At 39.2% G+C, this 19,449-nt stretch carries 23 protein-coding genes and 1 riboswitch; of the genes, 20 read left to right on the forward strand and 3 right to left on the reverse strand.

What is annotated here, in order from left to right; translation table 11 throughout:
• Positions 1–302 precede the first annotated feature (302 nt).
• Positions 303–1,697, reverse strand: coding sequence for a MocR-like pyridoxine biosynthesis transcription factor PdxR (gene pdxR, locus ACFX4X_RS19940; protein WP_089364658.1), 1,395 nt, complete (start codon positions 1,695–1,697; stop codon positions 303–305).
• 133 nt (positions 1,698–1,830) lie between these two features.
• Here pdxR and pdxS point away from each other — a divergent pair, with 133 nt between their 5' ends.
• The 15 genes from pdxS to ACFX4X_RS20015 all read left to right on the forward strand — a co-directional run bounded on the left by pdxS (position 1,831) and on the right by ACFX4X_RS20015 (position 14,234).
• Entirely contained in the window at positions 1,831–2,718 is an 888-nt protein-coding gene (gene pdxS, locus ACFX4X_RS19945) for a pyridoxal 5'-phosphate synthase lyase subunit PdxS (protein ID WP_089364659.1), read from the forward strand.
• A 1-nt stretch (position 2,719) separates the two neighbouring features.
• Positions 2,720–3,319 (forward strand): pyridoxal 5'-phosphate synthase glutaminase subunit PdxT, encoded by a 600-nt coding sequence (gene pdxT / locus ACFX4X_RS19950; RefSeq protein ID WP_061463386.1) that lies wholly within the window; start codon positions 2,720–2,722, stop codon positions 3,317–3,319.
• A gap of 166 nt (positions 3,320–3,485) precedes the next feature.
• Positions 3,486–4,232: an SDR family NAD(P)-dependent oxidoreductase gene (locus ACFX4X_RS19955; protein WP_089364661.1), complete on the forward strand. Its 747-nt coding sequence runs from the start codon at positions 3,486–3,488 to the stop codon at positions 4,230–4,232.
• A gap of 134 nt (positions 4,233–4,366) precedes the next feature.
• Positions 4,367–4,954, forward strand: coding sequence for a TetR/AcrR family transcriptional regulator (locus ACFX4X_RS19960; protein ID WP_089364662.1), 588 nt, complete (start codon positions 4,367–4,369; stop codon positions 4,952–4,954).
• Positions 4,955–5,179: 225 nt separating this feature from the next.
• On the forward strand, positions 5,180–5,713 hold the full coding sequence (gene ssuE / locus ACFX4X_RS19965; RefSeq protein ID WP_284470628.1) for an NADPH-dependent FMN reductase: 534 nt from the start codon (positions 5,180–5,182) through the stop codon (positions 5,711–5,713).
• A 279-nt stretch (positions 5,714–5,992) separates the two neighbouring features.
• A riboswitch (SAM riboswitch) is annotated at positions 5,993–6,099 on the forward strand.
• Between the two features lie 198 nt (positions 6,100–6,297).
• Entirely contained in the window at positions 6,298–6,414 is a 117-nt protein-coding gene (locus tag ACFX4X_RS19970; RefSeq protein WP_375166291.1) for a YezD family protein, read from the forward strand.
• Positions 6,415–6,600: 186 nt separating this feature from the next.
• On the forward strand, positions 6,601–7,305 hold the full coding sequence (locus ACFX4X_RS19975) for a phosphoadenylyl-sulfate reductase (RefSeq protein ID WP_377385747.1): 705 nt from the start codon (positions 6,601–6,603) through the stop codon (positions 7,303–7,305).
• A gap of 30 nt (positions 7,306–7,335) precedes the next feature.
• On the forward strand, positions 7,336–8,484 hold the full coding sequence (gene sat / locus ACFX4X_RS19980; protein WP_377385720.1) for a sulfate adenylyltransferase: 1,149 nt from the start codon (positions 7,336–7,338) through the stop codon (positions 8,482–8,484).
• 43 nt (positions 8,485–8,527) lie between these two features.
• A complete protein-coding gene (cysC, locus tag ACFX4X_RS19985) occupies positions 8,528–9,127 on the forward strand; it encodes an adenylyl-sulfate kinase (protein WP_284470629.1) in 600 nt (199 codons plus the stop codon).
• 16 nt (positions 9,128–9,143) lie between these two features.
• Entirely contained in the window at positions 9,144–10,769 is a 1,626-nt protein-coding gene (locus tag ACFX4X_RS19990) for a nitrite/sulfite reductase (protein ID WP_284470630.1), read from the forward strand.
• A gap of 20 nt (positions 10,770–10,789) precedes the next feature.
• Positions 10,790–11,005, forward strand: a complete 216-nt coding sequence (locus tag ACFX4X_RS19995; protein ID WP_061463378.1) for a DUF3906 family protein — start codon at positions 10,790–10,792, stop codon at positions 11,003–11,005.
• A gap of 19 nt (positions 11,006–11,024) precedes the next feature.
• Positions 11,025–11,801: a uroporphyrinogen-III C-methyltransferase gene (gene cobA / locus ACFX4X_RS20000; RefSeq protein ID WP_284470631.1), complete on the forward strand. Its 777-nt coding sequence runs from the start codon at positions 11,025–11,027 to the stop codon at positions 11,799–11,801.
• Positions 11,801–12,562 (forward strand): sirohydrochlorin chelatase, encoded by a 762-nt coding sequence (locus tag ACFX4X_RS20005; RefSeq protein WP_061463376.1) that lies wholly within the window; start codon positions 11,801–11,803, stop codon positions 12,560–12,562. Before cobA ends, ACFX4X_RS20005 begins: the two co-directional genes overlap by 1 nt.
• Complete coding sequence (locus ACFX4X_RS20010) at positions 12,543–13,157, forward strand: NAD(P)-binding protein (RefSeq protein WP_284470632.1); 615 nt, start codon at positions 12,543–12,545, stop codon at positions 13,155–13,157. Before ACFX4X_RS20005 ends, ACFX4X_RS20010 begins: the two co-directional genes overlap by 20 nt.
• Positions 13,158–13,331: 174 nt before the next feature.
• Entirely contained in the window at positions 13,332–14,234 is a 903-nt protein-coding gene (locus ACFX4X_RS20015) for a sulfite exporter TauE/SafE family protein (RefSeq protein WP_089364668.1), read from the forward strand.
• Positions 14,235–14,554: 320 nt separating this feature from the next.
• Here ACFX4X_RS20015 and ACFX4X_RS20020 read toward each other — a convergent pair whose 3' ends face one another.
• Together ACFX4X_RS20020 and ACFX4X_RS20025 are read right to left on the reverse strand one after the other, a co-directional pair.
• Positions 14,555–15,700: a glycosyltransferase gene (locus ACFX4X_RS20020; RefSeq protein ID WP_377385727.1), complete on the reverse strand. Its 1,146-nt coding sequence runs from the start codon at positions 15,698–15,700 to the stop codon at positions 14,555–14,557.
• Complete coding sequence (locus ACFX4X_RS20025) at positions 15,697–16,056, reverse strand: hypothetical protein (protein ID WP_377385730.1); 360 nt, start codon at positions 16,054–16,056, stop codon at positions 15,697–15,699. Before ACFX4X_RS20025 ends, ACFX4X_RS20020 begins: the two co-directional genes overlap by 4 nt.
• Positions 16,057–16,514: 458 nt before the next feature.
• Here ACFX4X_RS20025 and ACFX4X_RS20030 point away from each other — a divergent pair, with 458 nt between their 5' ends.
• The 5 genes from ACFX4X_RS20030 (at position 16,515) to ACFX4X_RS20050 (ending at position 19,119) form a co-directional block, all read left to right on the forward strand.
• On the forward strand, positions 16,515–16,826 hold the full coding sequence (locus tag ACFX4X_RS20030; protein WP_377385733.1) for a hypothetical protein: 312 nt from the start codon (positions 16,515–16,517) through the stop codon (positions 16,824–16,826).
• Positions 16,827–16,839: 13 nt separating this feature from the next.
• The gene (locus ACFX4X_RS20035; protein WP_377385736.1) at positions 16,840–17,055 is read left to right on the forward strand and encodes an LSm family protein; all 216 of its coding nucleotides are present in this window, start codon (positions 16,840–16,842) and stop codon (positions 17,053–17,055) included.
• 456 nt (positions 17,056–17,511) lie between these two features.
• Positions 17,512–18,030 (forward strand): mismatch-specific DNA-glycosylase, encoded by a 519-nt coding sequence (locus ACFX4X_RS20040; protein WP_377385739.1) that lies wholly within the window; start codon positions 17,512–17,514, stop codon positions 18,028–18,030.
• A gap of 31 nt (positions 18,031–18,061) precedes the next feature.
• Positions 18,062–18,802: an AzlC family ABC transporter permease gene (locus ACFX4X_RS20045; RefSeq protein ID WP_377385742.1), complete on the forward strand. Its 741-nt coding sequence runs from the start codon at positions 18,062–18,064 to the stop codon at positions 18,800–18,802.
• Positions 18,793–19,119, forward strand: a complete 327-nt coding sequence (locus ACFX4X_RS20050; RefSeq protein ID WP_125162687.1) for an AzlD domain-containing protein — start codon at positions 18,793–18,795, stop codon at positions 19,117–19,119. The genes ACFX4X_RS20045 and ACFX4X_RS20050 overlap by 10 nt, the downstream gene beginning before the upstream one ends.
• Positions 19,120–19,449: the final 330 nt, after the last annotated feature.

Below are 19,449 nucleotides of genomic sequence, written 5' to 3' on the forward strand. Positions count from 1 at the left end.
TACACCGTACTTTTTCGTCCTACATCGCACTTTATTCGACCGTTCCGCATTATTCGGATTCCGTAGCATTCTTTTTGCGGTCCACATATTGAAATAGGCTTCTTCCCGCCGGTTCCTTGCCAAGCTCCTCACCGCAAGCATCTAGCGGTGAGGAGGCTCCAGACTTTTGGCAGGAGTGTCGCAAAATTCCTCAATTTGGTTTCATCACAAATAAAAGTCTTATATTAAAATCATGAAAGGGAATCGGGATGAGAGCATTCCGAACCCCATTTTAATCGACAAACTTAAAGAAGTTCACGTCTTCATAAACCCCATGATTTCAATAAAAGGTGAATGGCCTTTTCCAATTCATCTTCAGGAATCCCCGCGAAGCCCAAAATGATTTTTGGAGGATTTTCGTCAATTTTTTCGATTGAATATGTGGAAAGTCCATATATTTTAATATGGTCTTTGTTTGCCTTTTGAATAAGTGTCTGTTCGTCCATGCCGTTCTTAACGATGAGAACGATATGTAATCCTGAGCGTTCACCAATGATGTTTATTTGCTCATGGGGTTTAAACAGATCGATCACTTTATCCAACTTGCGCCTGTAAACTTTCCTCATCCGATTTAAATGCTTTTCGAAATCCCCTTCCTTCATGAACTGTGTCAACACATGTTGATCAATCCGTGAAACGCTTGAATGGTAAAAGGATAATTCCTGTTGATGCATTTGTAACAATGGGGCGGGAAGAACCATATAACTGATCCGAATTGATGGCATCAAAGATTTGGAGAATGATCCTAAGTAAATCACCTTTTCACCAGCATCCATACTTTGTAAGGAAGGAATTGTTTTTCCACTATAACGAAATTCACTATCATAATCGTCTTCGATAATATAGCGGTTTGCTGCACCTTGAGCCCAGTTCAACAATCGAGTCCGTCTGTTAACAGATAGGATTGTCCCATAGGGGAAGTGATGTGATGGAGTGACATACACTACGTCGATCTTTGAATTCTCAATTGGGTTGACCTTTACGCCTTCTTCATCAATTTGCAGTGGATGGACTTCATTTGGGTAGCTGCGTAATATCCGGTGAATCAAGTGATACCCTGGATCTTCAACACCATAAATGGTATTTTTATCGAAAAGAAGGACAAGCTGCTGCAATAAAATTTCCATTCCTGCACCAATGATGATCTGTTCGGGAACGCATTGAACTCCGCGTGCATGATACAAATAATGGGCAATTTCACATCGTAATTCATATTCTCCTTGAGAATCCCCCAGTAAAAGAAGTTCTTGATGTGCTTCATCAATTTTATTTTTCGTGTATTTTCTCCATTTTTCAAAAGGGAAGTTTTCCGTGTCAATTTGGCTGGGATGAAAATGATACAACACTTCCCCTTCTTTATCATTAATTTTTTCCAAGGAAACTTGGTTGGTTTGTGTATACTCTAGATCCTCAAATGTTTGAATATAGTAACCTTTTCTTGGTATGACTTCAACGTATCCTTCAGCAGTTAATTGTTCATATGCAGTCTCGACAGTGTTTTGACTAATCTGAAGGAACTCTGCCAATTTACGTTTGGAGGGCAGTTTTGTGCCGTAAAGTAGACGGCCATCAATGATTTCTTTTTTAATATGTGAATATAATTGTTCGTACAAAGGAACTTCACTAAATCGATTTAAATCACAAGTTAGCATATTCATTTTGTTTCCACCTTTTTAGATAAAATTAACTGAACCCATTAAATTTATTAAAACTGACACTTTCAATGCGGTCAACATTTTTTTATACTAAGCCTAACAAATCTAAAAAATGCAAATATTAGGGGGAAGAGAAATGGAAAAATTATTAGGAACTGACACAGTAAAAAGAGGAATGGCACAAATGCAAAAAGGTGGCGTAATTATGGACGTCATTAATGCAGAACAAGCAAAAATCGCTGAAGCATCAGGTGCTGTTGCAGTCATGGCATTGGAAAGGGTTCCTTCAGATATTCGTGCTGCTGGTGGAGTAGCAAGAATGGCGGATCCGCGAATCGTTGAGGAAGTAATGAATGCTGTATCTATCCCGGTCATGGCTAAAGCAAGGATTGGCCATATTGTTGAATCAAGGATTCTGGAATCCATGGGAGTGGACTATATCGATGAAAGTGAAGTGCTGACTCCTGCCGATGAAGAATATCATATTTTAAAAAGTGATTTCACAGTTCCTTTCGTTTGTGGTTGCCGTGATTTAGGCGAAGCTTCACGCCGTATTGGCGAAGGAGCATCGATGCTTCGTACAAAAGGAGAACCAGGTACGGGTAATATTGTGGAAGCTGTGCGTCATATGAGAAAGGTACAGTCCCAAATTCGTAAAGTGAGCATCATGAGTGATGATGAATTAATGACTGAAGCAAAAAATATCGGTGCCCCTTTCGAAATTTTAAGAGAAATCAAACGGACAGGAAAATTGCCTGTAGTTAACTTTGCAGCTGGCGGAATTGCCACTCCAGCAGATGCAGCGCTTATGATGGAATTGGGAGCAGATGGCGTATTCGTGGGATCTGGTATTTTTAAATCAGAGAATCCAGAAAAATTCGCATCGGCAATCGTTCAAGCTACTACATATTTCACCGATTATGAGTTGATTGGCCGGTTGTCCAAAGAGTTGGGCAGTGCAATGAAAGGAATTGATATTTCTAAACTAGCTCCAGCAGAACGGATGCAGGAACGTGGATGGTAATATGATAACTATCGGTGTTTTGGGATTACAGGGTGCAGTCGAAGAACACTTGAACCAAATCAAAGCTGCCGGCCAACAAGCAATAATAGTAAAAAAACCCGAACAGTTGCATGAAATCGATGGCTTAATCATTCCAGGCGGAGAAAGCACTACGATGAGAAAGCTAATGGATCGATACGGATTTATGGAACCGATCAAAACTTTCTTCGAACATAAAAAACCTATTTTCGGTACATGTGCGGGGATGGTATTGGCGGCCAAAGAATTGAATGGTGATGAGAAGGCCTATCTTGAACTAATGGACATTTCCGTGAAAAGAAACGGGTTTGGCCGCCAAAGGGATAGTTTCGAGGCCGAACTATCAATCAAAGGACTGGAAGAACCTTTTAAGGCAGTTTTCATCCGGGCGCCATTCGCGGATGGTATTGGAGAAGATGTGGAGATATTGGCTGTTTATGAAGAGAATGTTGTGGCTGCGAGACAAGAACATGTCCTTGTCAGTGCTTTTCATCCAGAATTAACAGGGGATGATCGTTTCATGCAGCTTTTCATAGAAATGGTGAAGACATCCATATTTAAAGAAGAATTGAAAACCTGTTAACCAAAGTAAAAGCTATCCTATCATTAGGACAGCTTTTACTTTTATGCATTATTGACTGAAAGTGATTAAAATAATATATTGCTTGAATTTACTATTCTATAGTTCTATAATAAAAAAAGTAAGTATTTACTTACATTTTTATTTTGGCTTTGAAAGGGGAATGTATATGACAGCAAGAGTTGCAGTTATTACAGGAGGAGCAAGCGGAATTGGCCGAGCAGCATGCTTGAAATTCGCAGAAAAAGGGGACAAGGTCGTTGTTGCGGATTTTAATGATGAAATGGGACAGGAAACCGTTGAACGGATTAAAGCGGATGGCGGAGAGGCCATTTATGTAAAAACGGATGTTTCTAAGCTTGAAGAGGTTGAAGCGTTAATCAATAAAGCGGTGGAAGCATACGGAAGGATCGATATCATGTTTAATAATGCCGGCATCGGGGGCGGTGGGATGATCCTCGATCAAGATATGGAAGGGTACTTCAAAACGATTGGTGTGAACCAGCATGGAGTGGCCTTTGGAATCATGGCAGCGGGACGAAAAATGAAGGAACTAGGTAACAATGGTGTCATTATAAATACAGCCTCTGTGTTTGGCTACTTAGCTTCCCACGGGACTTTCGCCTATCAAGCGTCTAAAGGCGCCGTAAGGATGATGACACAGACAGCTGCTTTGGAATTGGGTGCTTACGGAATACGCGTAGTGGGCATTGCACCAGGGGGTGTTGACACTCCAATCATACAAGGCTATAAGGATATGGGAATCATCGATAAATTGCATGCAAGTCAAATGCGCGGTAAATTAATTAAGCCAGAAGCAATCGCAAATGCTGTCTATCTATTATCTTTGGAAGAAGCGGATGCAATCAATGGAAGTGTAGTCATGGTTGATGATGGCTATGCATCTTTTAAATGATTTTCTATATATGATATTTGGGAATATTGATTTCTATAGATCAATGGTAATATTGACCGATTAGCACCATCGAGATATCATGGGAAATAGATTGGTGAAACCGGTCTTATCTTTATAAAAGAAGGTTGATATTTTTGAAAAAAGGGCAGCAAACCAAAGAACGAATCATAAATGTAGCCCGGACGCTTTTTGCCACCAAAGGTTTTGACATGACAAGAACGAATGAAATTGCCTCTGCATGCAATGTTTCCGAAGCTACTATTTATAAATACTTTGAAAGCAAAAAAGATTTGCTTCTGGCTACAATTACTCCTAATGAAAAAGAGGAGTCTGAAGACGGGACTAGCCATCTATCTACGGATGATCTTGTGGAGAATCACGTTTGCACCATGATAAACAAAATTCTGGAAAATAAAGAACAATTTTCGATATTATTTCGGGAAACGCAATTCGATCAAGATATTTCAAAGCAATATGTGGATCAGATTTTCAAGCCGAATGCCAAACATGTAGAAATACAAAAAAGAATAGATAGCGGAGAGATACATTATATTTCTGATATTATTCTATTTAATGTAGGGATCATTTCCTTCACATTGGCGTTATCCACTCATTATGAGATTCATCAACAGAAAAAGGAACCATATTTTACTGCTGAGCGAATTAAGAGCATTGCTCAACTTTTGGTTTATGGTATTCATGGGAAAAACAATCATACATAATAAAACGGTCATATTTAAAGGCATGAGCATCAAGTCGTAAATATGACCGTTTTATTTTTGAATGGGTAGCGATCATTCTTATTGACGAAGTCAATTCGTGAATTAAATAAACAGGTGTGTAAAATTTGACTTATATTTTTCAGACTATTACGATAAATACATACTGCACGATATGACATTATGAGGATTTTATCTGGAAATCATGTAACATGGAGGGGATTTATAATGAGCGAAATCGTAATTTTATCAGGAAGTCCAGCGGTTCCATCAAGAACGGACATATCACTAAAACATATTCAATCTTTAGTTGAAAAAGAAGGATTTACCACAACTTATTACTCAATTACGGAATTCTCAGCAGATGATTTATTCCAGGGGAAATATAATAGTGAAGAAATTTTAAAGCTTTCAGAAAAAATTCAAGAAGCTAGAGGAATTATTATTGGTTCACCTGTATATAAGGCCTCTTACACAGGCATATTGAAAGCCTTGATTGATATGCTGCCAGAAGGAGCTTTTAAGGGAAAGCCAGTGCTGCCAATTATGATTGGCGGAAGTAACAGGCATTTATTGGCGATAGACTACGCGCTTAAACCATTAATTTCAATATTGAAAGGCGAGCCGTTGCAGGGCATATATTTTGTGGATAAGGAAATAGATAAACAGAATTCAGAAAACCCGATTAATGATTTGAATTTAGTGGATCGGGTTCAGAGTCAGGTTCAGGAATTTGTAGAAGCGATTCAATTAAGGAATTAATGGCTGCAAGCTATCGACTTCAACAAAAGGACTGGTATTCGAATATTTTTTTTAAAAATAATTCCAGACGTCAATAATAGGCTAATTAATGAAATAGGCGCATTTTTTTGGAGACTTTAACTAAAAAAATGAGTCTATTTTCGTATTTAAATGAACATAAAATCATTAATGGAATAGTGTGTATAAAAATAACAGTTCATCCAGTATATTAAACCAAGTTAATTTATAAGAAAACTCCATTGACAAGGATTAAATTTATGTTAATATTTAAAATAATAAAACTTATCCAGAGCGACGGAGGGAATTGGCCCTTTGAAGTCCAGCAACCTGCATGATATGCAAGGTGCTACATCCAACAAAATGTTGATCATTTTGGAAGATAAGGTAATGAATATTTACCTTGGAATCTTTCCATCATGGAAAGATTTTTGTTTTTCGAAAAAATTATTGGCAAACCATAGCAATGTAAGGTTGTTAGGAATTATATAAATTTAAGAAATTCGTTTAATCAGCCTCTAAAAAAAGATATTCCGGAATTCCTTAAAGGGGGAACAGGTTTGGATAAAGAGAATCAGCTTGCAGAAATATTTGAACGACTTCAAGAAATGCTTAATTCAATGAAATATGGATCCATTACACTTATTGTCCAAGATGGTAAAATCATTCAAATGGAAAGAAATGAAAAACTAAGAATTAAATAAGGTATCTGCTGACTAGAAAAACTAGAGGCGGGTTTAACTGATATAAAAAGAGTATTGGTTAGATTCGTCTCTTTTTCCTAGGATCATATAACTCGAGAAGATTACAACGGGAATGGATCTACAGTTACTCTAACCTGTGAAACATAGAGCAAGTTCTTAGAGGGGGTAATAAAGTTGGCTGCATTAATAAATTATAAAAATTTCAACACCGGGGATTTACCTGCATTTCCTGAAGATAGTGAGACAAAAGGTGCTTTGGAAGTTCTGCAATGGGCGAATGAACAATATGGAAACAAACTCATTTATGCCTGTAGTTTTGGTATTGAAGGCATCGTGCTTACGGATTTATTGGCGAAGGTCAACCCATCGGCAAAAATTGTTTTCCTGGATACAGATGTACATTTCGAGGAAACTTACCAACTGATCGATCAAGTGAAAAAGAGATATCCAAAGCTTTCGATCGAAATGAAGAAACCTGCCTTGACGCTTGAGGAACAAGCAGCGGAATATGGAGATGAATTATGGGTTAGTGATTCCAATAAGTGTTGTAACATCCGGAAAATCACTCCGCTTACTGATGTGCTTTCAACGGCAACAGCCTGGCTTTCTGGACTGCGGAGGGAGCAATCCGAAACAAGGGCGCTGACCGAGTATATCAACAAGGATAATAAGTTCAAATCGATTAAAATATGTCCACTCATTCATTGGACATGGAAAGATGTTTGGCGTTACGCCCACAAAAATGGACTTCCGTATAATATCCTGCATGATAATGGATATCCGAGCATTGGCTGTAAAACGTGTACAGCACCTGCCATCAATGCCGATGACTTACGCTCAGGCCGTTGGCAAGGTGCGCAAAAAACAGAATGCGGATTGCATTTATCTTAAAATAAATAGAAACCATAGGGGGAAATTAGCATGACAATCAGTCTACCGCACGGAGGAACATTAATCGATCTTTGGGAACCAAAATATGATTTTAGTAAAATAACAAAGTCAATCGAAATTGATGAAATAGCATTAAGTGACCTTGAATTGATAGGCACTGGTGCCTACAGTCCGATTAAAGGATTCTTTACGAAAAGTGATTATGAGACAGTTGTCAAGGATATGAGACTTAGCAGCGGCCATGTTTGGAGCATCCCGATTACGCTGCCTTTGACTGAAAAAGCTGCAGAATCTCTTATTATAGGTGAAGAAGTGAAGCTGACTCATGAGGGTGAAACATATGGGGTCCTCTCCGTTTCTGATATTTTCACTCCCGATAAACAATTGGAAGCGACTTTAGTATATCAAACGGATGATGGGGAGCATCCTGGAGTAAGAAATTTATATAACCGCGGGGATGTATATGTCGGCGGAGAAATAAAATTAGTCAAGAGAATAAAGCGTCCGCTATTTCAAGCCCATTATTTGGACCCAGTTGAGACAAGGAAAGCCTTTGCTGAAAAAGGCTGGGAAACCGTTGTCGGATTCCAAACGAGGAACCCTGTTCACCGTGCGCATGAATACATTCAAAAGACAGCTTTGGAGATTGTCGATGGCTTATTCTTAAACCCTCTTGTAGGGGCCACTAAATCCGATGACATTCCGGCAGATGTACGAATGGAGAGCTATAAAGTGCTGCTTGATAAATATTATCCCAAGGATCGTGTCTCTCTTGCCGTTTTCCCTGCTGCCATGCGTTATGCAGGACCAAGAGAAGCCATTTTCCATGCGATGGTCCGTAAAAATTATGGTTGCACCCATTTTATCGTCGGACGTGATCATGCGGGTGTGGGCGATTATTACGGCACATATGATGCTCAAAAAATCTTTGGGAATTTTAACGCGGATGAATTAGGGATCACACTATTATTCTTTGAACATAGTTTTTACTGTAAAGCATGTGGCAATATGGCTTCAGCTAAAACTTGTCCGCATGGAAAGGAAGACCATGTCATCCTTTCCGGAACGAAGGTAAGGGAAATGTTGCGAAATGGAGAAATTCCTCCAGCTACCTTTAGCCGTAAAGAAGTCATCGAGGTGCTGATCGAAGGTCTAAAAAAGAATGAAGTTTATAACTGATTGGACATAAATTGAAGGATCACATGATGAGGGGGATTATTATATGAGTAAAAGTACGAATGTCACTTGGCATGAAACGTCATTGACCAAAGAGCTCCGCCGGAAGCAGAACGGGCATGATAGCACAGTTCTTTGGTTTACAGGACTCTCGGGTTCCGGAAAATCAACGATTGCTAACGCGGTCGCTAAAGAGTTATATAATCGGAATATTCGAAGTTATGTTTTGGATGGTGATAATATCCGCCATGGTTTAAATAAAGATTTAGGTTTTTCTGAAGAGGATCGAACCGAGAATATCAGGCGGATAGGTGAGGTTTCCAAGCTCTTCGTGGATAGTGGGCAGTTCGTATTGACCGCCTTCATATCACCTTTTAGAGCTGATCGGCAGATTGTACGTGATTTACTCGAAGAAGGCGAGTTTATTGAAGTATACATAAAATGTCCGATCGAAGAGTGCGAAGTGCGTGATCCAAAAGGTCTGTATGACAAGGCGCGTAAGGGAATCATTAAAGACTTTACCGGAATCGACTCTCCATACGAAGAACCTGAACAACCGGAAATCATTTTAGAATCCGACCAATACAGCATTGAAGAATGCGTTGAACAGGTAATCGGCTATTTGACAGCAAAGAAAGCGATCTAATCAAGGAGGAAATGTAATGGTTTACGAGAAATTTTGGTCGGAAAATCCACTAATCGCTAAAAATAAAACGGAAATCTGGAAATTGGAAAAAGACGGATTGAAGATATTCGATGATATTCCACATTACGCTGCAAATGGTTTTGATTCCATTCCTAAAGAGAATTGGGATATGTTCAAATGGGCAGGCCTATACCTGCAACGGCCAAAAGAAGCTGGTTACTGGATGATGCGTGTCGTTATTCCCGGAGGTATCCTGACTTATGATCAACAAATGGCACTAGCTAACATCGCTAAAGATTATGGGAGGGATGTATATGATATTACAACCCGTCAAGCCATTCAATTTCACTGGTTGACCATCGAACAAGTCCCGGATATCTTAAGCCGTTTAGAACAGGTTGGACTGACTACGGCCGGTGCATGCGGTGATATCACACGTAATATCATCGGGAATGCATTAGCTGGCATCGACCCTGACGAAATTTTTGATACACGTGAAGTCCTAAATGATGTATTTGAGTATTTCCGCCTTAACGAAGACTATTCGAACCTTCCAAGGAAATATAAAATGTCCATTAGTGCTAATATCCATAATGCTTCGAATGCTGAAATCAACTGTGTTTCATTCAATCCAGCTACAAAAGAAATTGATGGAGTAATGGAAGTTGGCTTTCACGTAAAAGTGGGCGGGGGGCTTTCCTCCGTTCCGATGCTGGCAGAAGAACTTGACTTATTCATTTTACCTGAAAAAACAGTCGAAGTAGCAGCAGCCATCACGACCATATTCCGTGACTTTGGCTACCGTGAAAAGCGTCATCGCTCCCGATTGAAATTCCTTGTGGCTGACTGGGGTCCTGAACAATTCAAGGAAAAATTGCTGGAATACACGGGGCCGCTTCCTGAAAAGGGAGAAAGTGCAGTGAAGGGATGGAATGCAGGTTATTTCTATGGCATCCATAAACAAAAACAAGATGGTCTGAACTATGTTGGAGTCAATATACCAGTTGGTCGTCTAAATCCAGACGAAGTGATCGAGTTTGCCGAACTTGCGAAGAAATATGGAAATGGTGAAATCCGCAACTGTAATTCTCAAAATTTAATCATTCCAAATGTGCCGGATGCAAAACTTGAGGAATTAAAACAGGAATCCATCTTTGAAAGATTTCCATATCAACCAAAAAAATTCATTGGTTATTCCGTTTCTTGTACAGGCATCGAGTATTGTAACCTGGCACTCGTTGAAACAAAAAAACGAATGAGGACCATTTCTGAAACACTGGACAAGGAAATAGATCTCGATGTGCCTGTAAGGATGCATATGGTCGGTTGTCCGAATAATTGCGGTCAAAGAGCAATCGCCGAAATAGGGCTTCAAGGCATAAAAATGAAAAATCAGGACAAAAAGATGGTCGAAGCTTTTGAGATATACGTCGGAGGAACGCTGAATGAAGGCGGGAAGTTCAATGAAAAACTTAAAGGAAAAGTGGAAGCTGAACAGCTCTATCATGTTCTGAAAGAACTAATCCTATTTTTCAAAGAAACAAAGCTTCTATCCGAAACCTTCCTTGATTTTGTGGAAAGGGTAGGAATAGCAGAGTTACAAAGTAAGCTTGATGATATAATGGCCGAAGTGGCCGTTTAATAGGGGAAGGTAAGCAATTCATGAATCTATACAGATTTGAAGTCACTATCAAGGAAGAGCCAATCCATGTCATCATTGTTGCCGATTCAGATGAAAAGGCGTTTGAACTTGTTGATATCGAGCTGGAAAAGCATTATTTGAAAATGCCTGAGGTGGACGACATCTCATTATACGAAAAAAAGAAAATTAAAAATGGAGCTGGTTTCATTTTATCGGAATTCGAAACGATTCTCTAAGGGAAGGCAGGTTGCATAAATGGGGAAAGTATATCTAGTAGGAGCCGGTCCCGGAGATCCAGATTTAATTACATTAAAAGGATTAAAATGCATTCAAGAAGCTGATGTCATTTTATATGATCGACTTATCAATAAAGATCTATTAAATTATGCAAAAGCCGATGTAGAGTTGATTAATTGCGGTAAACTTCCGGATTACCATTTATTGCAGCAAGATACTATCAATCGTTTCCTGATCAAATATGCAAAAAAGGGAAAAGTCGTCACCCGATTGAAAGGTGGCGATCCATTCGTCTTCGGTAGAGGCGGAGAGGAAGCGGAAGCCCTTGCCACAAGTGGAGTGAGCTTTGAAATTGTACCAGGAATTACAGCTGGAATTGCCGCTACAGCCTATGCAGGAATTCCAGTTACACATAGGGACCACGCATCATCTTTCGCGTTCGTCACCGGTCATCGGAAAAAGGATGAAGAGGATAATATCAAGTGGGAAGCCCTTGCAAAAGGAATCGATACATTAGCCATTTACATGGGTGTTAAAAACCTGCCATATATTCAAGGAAAACTTATGGAGCATGGAAAAAGTCCAGAGACTCCGGTAGCTCTCATCCATTGGGGGACTTTAAAAACACAAAGGACAGCTGTCAGTACCTTGGCTAATGTAGTGGATACGGCCAAAAACGAACAGATTTCGAACCCTTGCATGATAGTCGTGGGCGATGTCGTTAATTTGCGTGAAAAAATTAAATGGTTTGAAGCAAAACAAGCCGAAAATTTGTTGGCAAATGAGGCATTTTAATGGAAGCCATTTTATACATTTGCCATGGAAGCCGCGTTAAAGAAGCTTCAGCCCAAGCCATTGACTTTATTAAAGTTTGTATGGCAGCACAGCCAAATTCCATTCAGGAGTATTGCTTCTTAGAATTGGAAACTCCAACGATAGAAGACGCCTACGAACGGTGTGTACAAAAAGGAGCGACGAAAATCATCGCTATTCCCGTTCTATTGCTGACTGCTGTACATGCAAAATATGATATACCAGTCATATTGAACAAAATGAAAAAACGGTTCCCTGCAGTTGACTTGAGATACGGAAGACCGATTGGTGTCAGTGATAAAATGGTTGACATTTTAGTGGAACGGTTGGAAGAAACAAAAGAGCGGGTTACTGAGGATTCTTTGGTTTTATTGGTCGGAAGGGGCAGCAGTGATCCCGATGTGAAAAGGGATTTAGGCCGAATAGCGGATTTGCTTAGGAACAGGTTTCCTAAAAGCCGGGTCCAGGAATGTTATTTGACAGCTGCCACACCAAGCTTTGAAGAAGCATTGGATTTTGCTGAGGAATCCCGACCAAACCAAGTTTTTATCATTCCTTACCTATTGTTTACTGGTATCTTAATGAAGTCAATCGAAAATAGGCTGAGAAAGATCCAAAAAAAGGGAAGGCAAAAAATCATACTTTGCCGTTACTTAGGTTATCATCCAAAGATTGAACATGCAATATCAGAACGAATTCATGAAGTGAGTGGAGAGGGAGCTTATGTATCCAATTACGCTTAATATCGCGAACAAGAAGTGTGTCATTATCGGCGGTGGAAAAATAGGTTACTTTAAAGCCGGCCCCTTGTTGGAAGCTGGTGCTGAAGTGACCATCGTAAGCCCTGAGATATGCGAGGGATTTCAACTATTGGAAAAAGAAGGCAAGGTTCGAGTTTTACTAAAAGAAGTGGAAGAAACCGACTATAAAGATGCCTTTTTAATCATAGTTGCAACAAACTCTACATTAGTTAATGAACGAGTTTATGAGAATACATCCCAAAGTCAGTTAGTAAACGTAATTAGTAATCATGAGCTGGGTAATTTTCATATTCCGGCTACATTGAATAGAGGCATGCTTTCCATAAGTGTTTCTACCAATGGAGCAAGTCCGACACTGGCAAAAAAAATCCGGAATGACTTAGGGGAAGTATATGATGAGTCATTTGAAGAGTATCTTGAATTCCTTTTTGAAGCAAGGATGATTATTAAGAAGAGTTCATTTTCAAAAGAGGCAAAATCTAAGTTGTTGAAAGAGTCAATAGAGGATGTTTATAAATATTCCCTAAAAGAAAGATATCGTTTTTTAGCTAGGCTTTTGCCAGTAGAAGCTGAATAAGTAAATCATTGGGCTGATCAGAAAAACTGAAGGCACCTAACCAACATGTCATTTCATTTTGGTTAGGTGCCTCTTCGTGTCTTAAAAGAAATTTGAATGATCTATTCAGGCAACTGTAACCGTCTGTCGGGTCGATGTTATCAAGGTTCTATTTTATTGAAAAAGGGGAAGGTCATGAAAAAGTTAATTGTTTTAGCCTTTATCGGGTTTTTAGCCCAATTAATAGATGGTTCACTTGGAATGGGGTATGGGGTGAGTTCCACTTCCTTATTGTTGACATTCGGGATTGCCCCTGCAGTAGCATCGGCATCCGTTCATTTATCAGAAGTAGTGACCACAGCAGTGTCCGGAGCTTCACATATAAAGTTTGGGAACGTGGATAAAAATATGGTCTATCGCTTGATCATTCCAGGTTCGGTGGGCGCATTTGTAGGTGCATGTTTCCTGAGCAACCTTCCTGCCGAATTAGCTAAACCGTATATTGCCATATTTTTATTTGGCCTTGGTGTGTACGTTTTATTCCGCTTTTTATTTATTTTTAAACCGTCAAAGGAAAACGAAACGGTAAACCCATTAACCGCAAAACAATCCATTCCGTTGGGCCTTTTTGCCGGCTTTTGTGATGCAACTGGCGGAGGTGGATGGGGCCCGATTGCAACGCCTGTTTTATTGTCAAAAAAAGGGATGACTGCGAGAAAAGCCGTAGGAACTGTAGATACGAGTGAATTTGCCATCGCTTTCTTTGGAAGTCTTGGTTTTATCCTTTCTCTTGGATGGGAAGCGGTCAATTGGCTTTGGGTGGCCGCGTTGATTATTGGCGGAGTGGTTGCGGCACCAATTGCAGCCTGGCTCGTCAGAATGCTACCTGCTCAATTAATGGGTGTTTTAGTAGGTGGTTTCATTATCTTAATCAATGTACGAACCCTATTAGCCGCATGGATTCCGATTGAAGCCCATATATATATCTATACAGGCATCGTGATTATATGGCTTTCAGGAATTCTTTTTACCATCAATAAGATGTCCACAGCAAGAAAAGATGATCATATCGAACAACAACAGCAGAATGTTTCCTAATTCCCGAGTTAGGCAGAGGTTGATGTATACAAAAGGAAATTCAGTTACCTATTATGAAAACTCGTAGGTACATAAATACCTACGAGAAAAGTCATTAAAGTCATTCGATGAAACTAGATCCTATTTATAGACTCAATCAGTTCCCAGCCCCATAGCTGTGTCCATTAAGTATACGCTTTTTAGTTATCCTAAAAATCGAGAGACTTATGCCTCCAATATCTATGTAGTTTTATTCTCCTAGCAAAGAATCAAGAGCACCCCTATCCTAGAACATCTTTATCATTGTGAGAGTATTATATTTCAAAACAGCAGCAGAACCATTAATTTATGGCCTGCTGCTGTTCAAATGATTGAATTGTGCTTTCATATAATTCAATAAGCGGTAATATATTTTTTTTACTATCGAAATGTTCCAATACCAATTTTCTTAAATCCCTGCCTGTTTGAACCCCAATACTTGATTGATGGAGGTTTCGTAAGTCCCGATAAATAATGGCCTGGCTGCTGGCCTGCTTTGCAGCATGATCCCCAAAGTAGCATTCCCACGCTTGTTGAAAGTTATTACTATTCACTGCACCAAAGTATCCGAGATTTCCACACGAAATAACGGGTCTTTCGCATGCCATTGCTTCCAAAGCGACCCTGCCAGTACCTACAACATAGTCTGCAAGTGCATAATAGTCCTTCACATTTTGTTGTTCCCCGGTGAAATGAATGAACTCTTCCTTACACGAAGAATGGATACTTGCTGCCATATTCTTAATATCCTTTAGTTGGCTTCCGTTGCCTACGATGATCACATGAAGGTTGGGAATATCCTTTAATTTTAAATCCCTGCAGGCTTTGATTAAAAGCATGCAGATTTTTGCTTTATGTCGAGTTATCCTGCTGCAGTAAAGAATTACTTTAGCTTTCGGAGGAATATTCATTTTTTTCCTTAATTCCAATGAAGGGGAAGGGGAAAAATCGGTTGTATCAATACCATTTGCAATTATTGAAATATTCTTAGGGAAAAATGGCTGAATTTGTTTTTTTACCGGTTCACTAACTGCAACTGCGGCATCTGTAATCCGTAAGACACTTTTTATGTCGGATTTAGGGAAGTATGTCCCGTGAAGAGTGAATACGAATGGAATGTTTGAGAGTTTCGCTGCCTTGGCAGAGATGTTGCCGGATGTAATCTGGTGACCGTGCACTAGTGAAATTTGTTCTTTTCGTAACAAATCTACCAAACTGTTTAATAATAGAGATTCTGCCTCGGAATTGATTGTTAATGTTTTAGGAAAATTCATTTGATGAATTTTACATCCCGTTTCTCGTAATCGACTTATCATACTCCCGTTTCCTGTAACAACTGCTGTATAAATCCCTCTAGACTGTAATTCCTTCACAAGACTCAAAACATGCGTTTCCGTTCCACTTACATCCATCGCATCTAACACCATCATTACTCTTATTGATTTCATGATATCTTCCCTCTTGGGGAAACTTCACCCGATTCAGGAAATGAAAGAAGTTTAATTTGATTTGAAGAAAATGGGGAAATAACGCTGTTTATTTCTTGTCTTAAGAATGAGATGGGCTCTTGATCCGTCCTAGTTACGGCACAACAAATAATATCGTCAGCATCAAATTGCCCCCATCTAACATAATAACCATTATTTAATGCTTCTGAAAAAACAATATTAATAGGAAGTGAACATTTGAAAAATGGGTAAGTTGCTTGACTTGACCCTGTATCCGGACATTCTTCGATTAGTTCAGATGTTTTGTAGCATGAAGGAATTAAGCTTATGTAATCCCTTATTTGTCTATATTTCATAGTTATCACCTCAACTGTATCATATTCAGCCTTTAAAGAAATGGACATGGATTTGTAAAACCTTCAAAAAATAATTCAAGTAATTAAAAAAAAGGTTGTTTAGTCCAAGCCGAAAGACCAGTCATCAATATACTACTTTTGAAGCGATATAAGAAAGGCGCAGCAATATGACAAAATCCTCAAAGAAAGCAATTGACTCTGATGGATCAAGGAATTCAAGGAGATCGAATCTAGGTAACATAGTAGCAAAAATCCAGATCGAAATTCATTTTCGGTTGGAACCATACAAGGATACACATTCTCGATCGACAACGAGTTCAGTGCTGTATTAAGGAAAAGAAGGGGGACCGTTGCAAAAAGGAAGAGGAAAAAAGAAATCCGAGCATTGGGGATGAAGGAAATAAAGAAGTGAAAAATGATGAAGGAATAAAATAGAAAATAAAAAAGGTGGTAAAAAAATGAGCAGTGAGAAGCAAGAGAAGCAATATAAAAAGAATTCCTGCGACTATCTCTACTATAAATGGCTTATTGAAAATGGAACAGCTCCGGGGAGACCTGGAGCCCCAGGGGCATCAGGAGATTCGTACAATGATTTGAAAGGGGTTTTAAGAAGATTACTAGGAAGAACGGTAACGGTTTCAACTGATTTTGCACCTGTGACGGGAATATTAAGTGTTATTGAGGAAGATTATATCGTAATAACTGAAGCAGCTGGATCTGTTGTACTTGTTCCGCTTTACGCCCAAAATTCAGTTAGAGAGCCTATTTAAGGAGGAGAATGCATTGTTAGCTAGTATTTTTTATAGACAATTAAGACATTACATTGGGAACACGATTGAAGTGGCTACGAGCAGTGATTTAATCGTGGGAGTGTTACATGAAGTAACCGATGAAATAATTCGATTAACAGAAACGGCTCCGGGCTATGAAAGTAACTTAGATATCATTACAATACCACTGGATCAGATTGAATATGTTCGCGTAGATAGCCCACTATAAGTTATATGAAGAAGCAGCCACCCATCAGATGGCTGTTTTTTTGTAGGTTTGAAATGCCCTCGGATTCGTACATGCCGATTGGTTAAGCAAAGGTATATCATATTAATCAGTCATTCTATTCATTAGGGAAATAAATGAAAGGGGCTGTGTTAATTGGTCGGGGTCATTTGATTCCTTAAACTACACTCATTAGATAAAGAGACGTGAGTGTAGTTTTTTCTAGTTTTATAGCATGTATCTTTCTGTGAAAAAAGAATACTGAATTCAAGAGGTGCAATAGATCTTCAATATTCCATTTGACAGGATGTCATAAAATTATGGAGTTATCATCTTTCATTCTACTTAAATCGTTGTTAAGTTTTTGGATATAAGTTTGTGAAATTGGCGGAAAAGGTAGTTAAATATTTTTCAGTTTTGTACAATAATTATATAAGAGATTTGAAAAGGAGTTTTATAATGGAAGGCATCGATGATCATTTGAAGGAAAATCTGGATATATTGTTTGTTGGTTTCAATCCAAGCATTCGGTCAGGAGAGACTGGCCACCATTATGCGAATCCAAACAATCGTTTTTGGAAAATCCTCTTCGAGTCAGGGCTGACGCCAAGGAAATATCACCCAACTGAAGACTCGTCATTGATGGATTTAGGTTATGGTTTTACCAATATCGTTTCCAGGCCTACAAAAGGTGCTGACGAAATCACTAAAGAAGAGTACATAAAAGGAAGGAAGCAGCTAAAAAGGAAAATTGAAAAGTATAAACCTAAACTTGTCTGTTTTGTTGGCAAGGGTGTCTATCAGGAATATCGTCAATTACGGAAGATCTTTTGGGGGCTGCAAGGAGATCCTTCATCGAAGCGGACAATGGAATTCGTTGCCCCTTCTTCAAGCGGTTTAGTGAGAATGCGGATAGAAGAAATCATTGAAATATATAGTGAGTTGCCAATTCTGCTCGGCAAGCTGGGGGGGAATTGAAGGAACTTATTAAAATAAGGGTGGAATTCTTATGAGTCAGGATAGTGCTGAATGGAAAAGTGATGGCTTTTCCGAAGTTAAAGGAGGGGAAGGCTTTTGGCAAGGAGTTAAGGATTGTATACCTACATTATTGGGATATTTAAGTATCGGTTTTGCTGCAGGAGTCGTAGAAAAAACGTCAGGCTTAAGTATGATTGAAGTGGCATTTATGTCGCTTTTACTCTATGCAGGGTCAGGACAATTCATAGCGGCTGGGATGATAGCTGCAAGTCATCCAGTATCGGCCATTATTTTTACGATTTTTTTTGTTAACAGTCGTCATCTTTTACTTAGTGCTGCATTGGCACCATATTTCAGGCATCAAAGTTTGAAACAAAACATGATAACGGGAGCCCTATTAACGGATGAAACGTTTGGGGTGGCCGTCACATCAGCACAGAAAAAGAAACAACTCGATTTTAAATGGATGCTTGGTTTGAATCTTGCAGCCTATTTAAATTGGTTCATTGCAAATATGGCCGGCGGTTTCTTTGGACAATGGATTCCTGATCCCGAAAAATATGGGATGGACTTCGCCTTGCCAGCGATGTTCATCGGCCTTTTAGTTTTGCAAATTTTAAGTAAAAAAGCCTTTTTTATAGATCTTGCAGTCGCAATTAGCAGCATATTAATCGTTGTTGCAGTAAGCTTCTTCTTTCCTGGCAGTACTGGCGTCATAGTAGCGACGATTGTAGCTTCAACGATAGGGATGGTGATTGGCAGATGGAAATAAGCGGATATATCCTTGTTGTCATCATAGGGACTTCGATTGTAACTTTCATACCTAGAGTCGTTCCATTGATGCTGCTTAGTAAAATGCAGATTCCTGAGTGGGGCATTGACTGGCTGAAGCATGTGCCAGTGGCTGTAATGGCGGCGTTGTTGGCTCAAGAGCTACTATTATCGGAACAGGTCTTTTCAATTAAGGATAATGCATTGAATTTAGCCGCAGCTTTACCAGCTTTCCTGGTTGCCATTTTTACGAGGAGTCTCTTGGGTACGGTTATGATTGGAGTGCTTTCCTTGATGATATTACGATTTTTCTTTTAATAAGTACTAAAAATTTAAAGGATGGGCCGATATAACCAGTAATGGATTTTCCATTACTGGTTTTTCATTTCACATAACATAATTTACTATAAGCAACTATTTGACTTCGTCCATTTCGGTTAGGCAAATAACGATTTTTAATGAACATGGTCAGCTTGATTATCAAACAAGACAGTGATTACATAAACTAGGGTGATAACTTCTGAAGAGTCGTTTTGGTTAACTGGAATGAAAGCGCTTCTAATTTAAAATGAAGGCTGTTTTCACATACTTTGTTGCTATTTACCAGGTAGTGAGTTGTGGTTGATTTCCCCTCCAGATGCTCGCTTT

It is taken from the genome of Peribacillus sp. YIM B13481, from assembly GCF_042787985.1.
In the GTDB taxonomy this organism is placed as follows: Bacteria; Bacillota; Bacilli; order Bacillales; family DSM-1321; genus Peribacillus; species Peribacillus simplex_A.

Excerpts from the sequence above, each read along its gene's own strand:
- pdxS (WP_089364659.1), top strand. The coding sequence starts at position 1,831 with ATGGAAAAATTATTAGGAACTGACACAGTAAAAAGAGGAATGGCACAA.
- sat (WP_377385720.1), top strand. The coding sequence starts at position 7,336 with ATGACAATCAGTCTACCGCACGGAGGAACATTAATCGATCTTTGGGAA.
- ACFX4X_RS20030 (WP_377385733.1), top strand. The coding sequence starts at position 16,515 with ATGAGCAGTGAGAAGCAAGAGAAGCAATATAAAAAGAATTCCTGCGAC.
- ACFX4X_RS20015 (WP_089364668.1), top strand. The coding sequence starts at position 13,332 with ATGAAAAAGTTAATTGTTTTAGCCTTTATCGGGTTTTTAGCCCAATTA.
- ACFX4X_RS20020 (WP_377385727.1), bottom strand. The coding sequence starts at position 15,700 with ATGAAATCAATAAGAGTAATGATGGTGTTAGATGCGATGGATGTAAGT.
- ACFX4X_RS20005 (WP_061463376.1), top strand. The coding sequence starts at position 11,801 with ATGGAAGCCATTTTATACATTTGCCATGGAAGCCGCGTTAAAGAAGCT.
- ACFX4X_RS20040 (WP_377385739.1), top strand. The coding sequence starts at position 17,512 with ATGGAAGGCATCGATGATCATTTGAAGGAAAATCTGGATATATTGTTT.
- ssuE (WP_284470628.1), top strand. The coding sequence starts at position 5,180 with ATGAGCGAAATCGTAATTTTATCAGGAAGTCCAGCGGTTCCATCAAGA.
- ACFX4X_RS19995 (WP_061463378.1), top strand. The coding sequence starts at position 10,790 with ATGAATCTATACAGATTTGAAGTCACTATCAAGGAAGAGCCAATCCAT.
- cobA (WP_284470631.1), top strand. The coding sequence starts at position 11,025 with ATGGGGAAAGTATATCTAGTAGGAGCCGGTCCCGGAGATCCAGATTTA.
- cysC (WP_284470629.1), top strand. The coding sequence starts at position 8,528 with ATGAGTAAAAGTACGAATGTCACTTGGCATGAAACGTCATTGACCAAA.
- ACFX4X_RS20050 (WP_125162687.1), top strand. The coding sequence starts at position 18,793 with ATGGAAATAAGCGGATATATCCTTGTTGTCATCATAGGGACTTCGATT.
- ACFX4X_RS20045 (WP_377385742.1), top strand. The coding sequence starts at position 18,062 with ATGAGTCAGGATAGTGCTGAATGGAAAAGTGATGGCTTTTCCGAAGTT.
- ACFX4X_RS19990 (WP_284470630.1), top strand. The coding sequence starts at position 9,144 with ATGGTTTACGAGAAATTTTGGTCGGAAAATCCACTAATCGCTAAAAAT.
- ACFX4X_RS19955 (WP_089364661.1), top strand. The coding sequence starts at position 3,486 with ATGACAGCAAGAGTTGCAGTTATTACAGGAGGAGCAAGCGGAATTGGC.
- pdxR (WP_089364658.1), bottom strand. The coding sequence starts at position 1,697 with ATGAATATGCTAACTTGTGATTTAAATCGATTTAGTGAAGTTCCTTTG.
- ACFX4X_RS20025 (WP_377385730.1), bottom strand. The coding sequence starts at position 16,056 with ATGAAATATAGACAAATAAGGGATTACATAAGCTTAATTCCTTCATGC.
- pdxT (WP_061463386.1), top strand. The coding sequence starts at position 2,720 with ATGATAACTATCGGTGTTTTGGGATTACAGGGTGCAGTCGAAGAACAC.
- ACFX4X_RS20010 (WP_284470632.1), top strand. The coding sequence starts at position 12,543 with ATGTATCCAATTACGCTTAATATCGCGAACAAGAAGTGTGTCATTATC.